5 protein-coding genes are annotated in these 5,607 nt (G+C 65.5%); 4 read left to right on the forward strand and 1 reads right to left on the reverse strand.

Going from position 1 to position 5,607, the window contains the following annotated elements; genetic code table 11:
• Nucleotides 1–677 (reverse strand): hypothetical protein (locus JHC79_RS20635; protein ID WP_296394357.1); only part of this gene is annotated, 677 nt, incomplete at its 3' end.
• A 429-nt stretch (nt 678–1,106) separates the two neighbouring features.
• Between JHC79_RS20635 and JHC79_RS20640 the strand changes: the two genes are divergently transcribed.
• The 4 genes from JHC79_RS20640 to JHC79_RS20655 form a co-directional block, all read left to right on the forward strand.
• The gene (locus JHC79_RS20640; RefSeq protein WP_296394359.1) at nt 1,107–3,470 is read left to right on the forward strand and encodes an ATP-dependent DNA ligase; all 2,364 of its coding nucleotides are present in this window, start codon (nt 1,107–1,109) and stop codon (nt 3,468–3,470) included.
• Nucleotides 3,471–3,528: 58 nt separating this feature from the next.
• On the forward strand, nt 3,529–4,269 hold the full coding sequence (locus JHC79_RS20645) for a metallophosphoesterase (protein WP_296394361.1): 741 nt from the start codon (nt 3,529–3,531) through the stop codon (nt 4,267–4,269).
• Between the two features lie 75 nt (nt 4,270–4,344).
• Nucleotides 4,345–5,010, forward strand: a complete 666-nt coding sequence (locus JHC79_RS20650) for a HEAT repeat domain-containing protein (RefSeq protein WP_296394363.1) — start codon at nt 4,345–4,347, stop codon at nt 5,008–5,010.
• The coding region (locus JHC79_RS20655; protein ID WP_296394366.1) for a MerR family transcriptional regulator at nt 4,997–5,607 on the forward strand (611 nt) is incomplete at its 3' end. The genes JHC79_RS20650 and JHC79_RS20655, both read left to right, overlap by 14 nt.

Consider the following 5,607-nt stretch of genomic DNA (forward strand, 5'->3'; position numbering starts at 1 on the left):
GGGAAGGTGAAGACCCGACCCGGGTTGCGTGCAGTTCCGCCACACTTGAGCTGCGCCGTATAGGCATCCGAGCTGTACGACTTGAACGTGAACTTGGACGTCGTCGAACGGTTCTCACCCGACGTCGCCCCACTGAGTCGGACCGGGTAGGTCCTGCCGTCGGCCACCAGATCCAGGCCGACGGGTCGGACGAAGCCGTTCTTCCCGCCCTCCTGATTGCCCTGGTAGCAGGTCGCGGTCCCCGAGATGGTCAGCGGAGGAGCGTTGACGATGGTGAAAGAGTTGTCCCGGACGGTGTCCGCACCACCCGAGGAGCATCGTGTGACCGCGTAATAACTCCCCGGCTTCAACGCGCTGGTGGTCTTGGAGCCGAAGGTCCCTATATCCGTCCGCTTCAGGGAGATGGTCGAGGTCGAGAGGGCCCGCTCGTTCCCGTTGGCGAAGAGGGTGAGTTTGCAGGAGATCCGAGCGCCCTCGAAGTCGCCGACGACGAGCTCGACCCGGAACTTGTTTCCGAATTGGGAGTCGAGCGGGTGTGTCCCTCCGTCAGGGTCGACGATCGACCCCTGGTAGGCGAAGAACTCCGGCTGGGCAGACGCCACCCCGGGGTTCATTGCGACGGCCGCTCCGGCCACCATCATTCCGGCAGCCATGGCGCCGATGAAACTTCTCTTCATTGTGTTTCCTTCATTGTGAGAGGCCGCGACGGCCTTGCGTTCCACGGAACGATGTTCCGTGCTGCGGTCGCACCATCGCTACAAGCAGGACCAGCGAATTCCGATACCATGATCCATATTCTTCGAGACGAATTCCGGGCTGGCTGATGATGTATCGATCATTGCCGTCACCACTATTCCAACGATGGGTCAAGCGGTCCGACCATGCTTCCGAAGAGTACATCTATCTGCGGTTCCACCAAGATAAAACCCGAAAAGAAGTACCGTTGAAAATTGTATGTTTTGGCGTGCAAAACATACAATCAATGCGCAGACGAACGCATTTACAAAATATATGCACTCGTATGATAAAAGCCGCGTTTCTTTTATATGTGACAGCGGACAGACCCATGGATCGCCCGCGCCGGCTGTCGGTGCGAAACTGGACTCATGGCCCCAGGTGACTCGATCGACGTCGATGGACGGCACGTCGCCGTCACCCATCTCGACAAGGTCATCTACCCCGCATCCGGGACCCGCAAGTACGAGGTGATCGACTACTACAACCGCGTCGCCGACGTGATGCTGCCGCACCTCTGGCGGCGCCCCATCACCCGCAAGCGGTGGCCGGACGGGGTCGAGAAGCAACCGTTCTTCGAGAAGAACCTGCCCGACAGCGCGCCGAGATGGATCGAGCGCCGGTCAATCGAGCACAGCGACCGGGAAGCGACGTATCCGGTGGCGGCCTCGCGCGCCGACCTGGTGTGGCTCGGGCAGCAGGCGGCGCTCGAACTGCATGTGCCGCAATGGACGTTCCCGCCCGACGCCACCGAGGTCACGATGGCCAAGGTGGATCGACGGGCGAACCGCCTGGTCCTCGATCTCGACCCGGGTCCGGATGTCGCGCTGTCGCAGTGCGCGGAGATAGCCCTGATGGTGCGTGACCTGTTGGCGAGCGCGGGCTTGGACTCGTACCCGGTGACCAGTGGCAGCAAGGGAATCCACGTCTACGCGCCGTTGCCCAGGGCGGTGTCGTCCGACGGCGCGCGGACCGTCGCGAAGCAGATCGCGACCGCACTGGCCGCCGAACGACCCGACGACGTCACCGCGTCGATGAGCAAGGCGCTGCGTCCGGGAAAGGTGTTCATCGACTGGAGCCAGAACAGCGGCTCGAAGACGACGTTGTCGCCGTACTCGCTGCGTGGTCGGGAACGCCCGTGGGCCGCGGCCCCCCGTTTCTGGGACGAGTTCGACGACAGCGACATCCGGCAGCTCGACTTCACCGAGGTGCTCGAGCGCATCGACACCCACGGCGACATCCTGGCCGGGCTCGACGACGCCATCGACGCCCCCGAGGCGCCACCGGCCACCCCCGCCGAGGGCGAACGCGAGGTCGTCGACCTGGGTGAGTACCGGCGCAAGCGCGACGAGGCGAAGACCCCGGAGCCGTTCGGCGCCACCGAACACGCGAGTACCGCCTCCGCCGACGAACCCGCCGCGCCGATCTTCGTCATCCAGGAGCACCATGCGCGACGCCTGCACTACGACTTCCGACTCGAACGCGACGGTGTCCTGGTCTCGTGGGCGGTGCCGAAGAACCTGCCGCTCGACGGCGACCAGAACCGGCTCGCAGTGCACACCGAGGACCATCCGCTGGACTACGCGACGTTCTCCGGCGACATCCCGGCCGGCGAGTACGGCGGCGGGCATGTCGAGATCTGGGATCACGGCACCTACGAGACCGAGAAGTGGCGCGACAACGAGGTCATCGTCCGGTTGCACGGCGAACGCATCCAGGGCCGCTATGCGCTGATCAAGACCGGTGAGAAGAACTGGCTCGCCCACCTCATGCCGGACGAACCGCGACCGATCCTGCCCGACAGCCTGCGCGATCCGCGCCCCATGCTGGCCACCGAGGACCCCGTCGAGAAACTCGACGCGAGCAAGTGGGCATTCGAGGGCAAGTGGGACGGTTACCGCATCCTGCTGGAGTACACCCGGGGCGAACTCCGACTGCGCAGCCGGTCCGGGATCGACATGACCAAGGACTTCCCGCAGCTGCACTCCGTCGCCGACGACCTCGGGCTCATCGACGCGGTGCTCGACGGCGAGGTGGTGGCCGTCGACAGCAACGGGCGAACCAACTTCACGCTGTTGGCGAGCCGCGCGCACACCGACGAGGCGTTCGACATCAAGCTGCTGCTCTTCGACGTGCTGTACCTGAACGGTTCGTCGCTGATCCGGATGACGTGGGAGGACCGTCGCGCGCTACTCGACGAACTCGCGCCGGTCTTTGCGTCCAACCCGGCGATCGAGGTGCCGCCGCTGCTCATCGGCTCCGGTGTCGAGGCGGTGGCCCAGAGTCGGGAGAAGGGCTGGGAGGGTGTCGTGGCCAAGCGCCGCGACTCGGTCTACCAGCAGGGCCGACGCTCACAGACGTGGCTCAAACAGAAGAACTGGAGCGACATAGAGGTCGTCGTCGGCGGGTGGCGTCCAGGAAAAGGCAACCGCGCCAACACCATCGGCTCGCTGCTCGTCGGGCTGCCCGAGGAAACCGGGTTGCGTTACGTCGGGCGGGTCGGCACCGGGCTGACGGACAAGCAGCTGACCGCGCTCTCCGAGGAACTCGCGCCGCTGCGACGGAAGACGTCGCCGTTCGTCGATCGCCTCGACCGGCCGGTCGAGCACGACGCGGTATGGGTGTTGCCGAAGGTGGTCGCCGAGGTGCGATTCATGGACTGGACCAGCACCGGACACCTGCGACACCCCAGTTGGCGGGGCATCCGCAGGGACAAGTTGCCGGGGGATCTGTGATCATTGATCGTCACGGAGAGTCGGGGAGGTCGGAGTCGGTGCAGTTCGGAGCAGTGTCGTGGTGACCGTCGCACACATCAGCGATCTCCATTTCGACGGCGGTGAGCACAATCGCCGGCGCGTGCAGGCCGTCCTCGACTACCTGGCGGCGCGCTCGGAGTCGATCGACGCCCTGGTGGTGACCGGCGACATCACCGACGAGGGCACGCCCGCGCAGTACGAGGAGGCCGCGGCGACGCTGCAGTCGCCGATCCCGACGCTGATCATCCCGGGCAACCACGATCGGCGCGACGAGTTCGGCTACGGACTCTTGGGCCGGCACACCCACGACAGCCCGATCAACCGGGCCGAGGTCATCGCCGGTGCGCTGTTCCTGATGTGTGACAGCAGCGTTCCCGGTCGCAACGACGGTTACCTCAGCAATGCGACGCTGGCATGGATGGACGAGCAGATCACCGCGGTCGGACCGCGGGTCCCGGTGTTCGTGTGCTTCCACCATCCGCCGGTGATGCTGCTGATGCCGTTCATGGACAACATCCGTCAACGCGGCGAGGAGCGGCTCGCCGCGGTCGCCGCCAAGCACCCGAACATCGTCGGCTTCCTCTGCGGTCACGCGCACACCGGAGCCGTCACCAGCTTCGCCGGTCGACCCCTGTGTATCGCACCGGGAGTGTCGTCGACCCTCAACCTCCCGTGCGAGGGCGACGACATCGTCAACACATCACAACCCCCGGGTCTGGCCTTCCACACCCTCGACGGGTGGCGGATGATCACCCATTTCCGGTCTGTCGTGGTCTGAGACATGCCGCCGTCGTCACCGGTGTTGACCTTGACACGGTGTGAACGTCTTGAGTGGGTGGTGAGGAGGACCACCATGACATCGACCCACCCATCGGACGCGGCGGAGCGCCTTCGTCGCGCATTCACCAATCCGCAGCCCTCGGTGCGCCTGCGCGCGGCCCTCGCTGCGGGCTCACATCCCGATCCGTCTCATGTCTCCATGCTGATCGAGCGCTGCGCGACGGAGTCCGACTTCTACGTGCGAGACATGCTGACGTGGGCGCTGACCCGCCACCCGTCGCAGCTGACGGTCCCCCTCCTCCTCGAGGAACTCGGGAGCGTCCGGACACAGGCATGCAGTCAAGCGCTCCACACCCTGTCGAAGATCGGGGACACGACCACCTGGTCCGCGATCACCCGCCACCTGCTTCAGCATCCCGATGACGAGGTGGCCCGCAGCGCCTGGCGTGCCGGTGTCGTTCTCGTCCCACCCGGCAGCGCCGGCGAGCTGGCCCGTGTGCTCGCCACGCAACTCGGGCGTGGCGACCGGGACCTACGGCTGAGCTTGAGTCGGGCGCTCGTGGGCCTCGGGGAGGCCGCCCGCGATGTGGTCACGATGGTCGCCGACCGCGGCGACGACACGTCAGCCGAGCACGCCATCGCCACGCTACGGCTGCTCGATGATCCCGACGAGAGCTTCGATGCTGCGACGTTCGATGCGCGTCGGATCATCGCGCTGGGGCCAGATGCAGATCGGTGAGCTCTCGCGACTGACCGGGATCAGTACGCGGATGTTGCGGCACTACGACTCCATCGGCCTGGTGTCGCCGAGGAGTCGGGTCGGCAACGGGTATCGCGACTACAGCGACGACGACGTCAGACGTCTGGTCCAGGTCGAACATCTCAAGGCACTCGGAATGTCGCTGCAGACCATTCGCGACACCCTCGAGGACGCCGATGTCACGCCGACCGAGTTGATCGACGACCTCATCGCGAGCACACGGTCCCGGATCGCTCGTGAGCAGGAACTCATCACCCGCCTGGAGGGTGTCCGTGACCAGGCTGCAGCATCCTGGACCGAGGTCCTGGCCATCGTGGGCCTGATGCGGGGGCTCGGTTCCCCTGACCCGTCACGCCGCCAGCGGGTGGTTCTCGACGCTGCCGACTCGGTGCCCACCAGCACACTCGTCACCGCGCTGTTGAGCGAGGAGGACCTCAATGTCGCGGGTGCCTTGCAATGGGCGTTGACCCGGAGGACCTCCGACGCCATCCCGTATCTCTCTGCGGCGCTGGATTCGCCTGACGAGCACACGCGTCTCCAGGCGATAACCGCCGTCACGAAGCTCACACCCGCTGA

The sequence above is a fragment of the Williamsia sp. genome (assembly GCF_016462415.1).
Lineage (GTDB): Bacteria > Actinomycetota > Actinomycetes > Mycobacteriales > Mycobacteriaceae > Williamsia_A.

Excerpts from the sequence above, each read along its gene's own strand:
- JHC79_RS20640 (WP_296394359.1), top strand. The coding sequence starts at position 1,107 with ATGGCCCCAGGTGACTCGATCGACGTCGATGGACGGCACGTCGCCGTC.
- JHC79_RS20650 (WP_296394363.1), top strand. The coding sequence starts at position 4,345 with ATGACATCGACCCACCCATCGGACGCGGCGGAGCGCCTTCGTCGCGCA.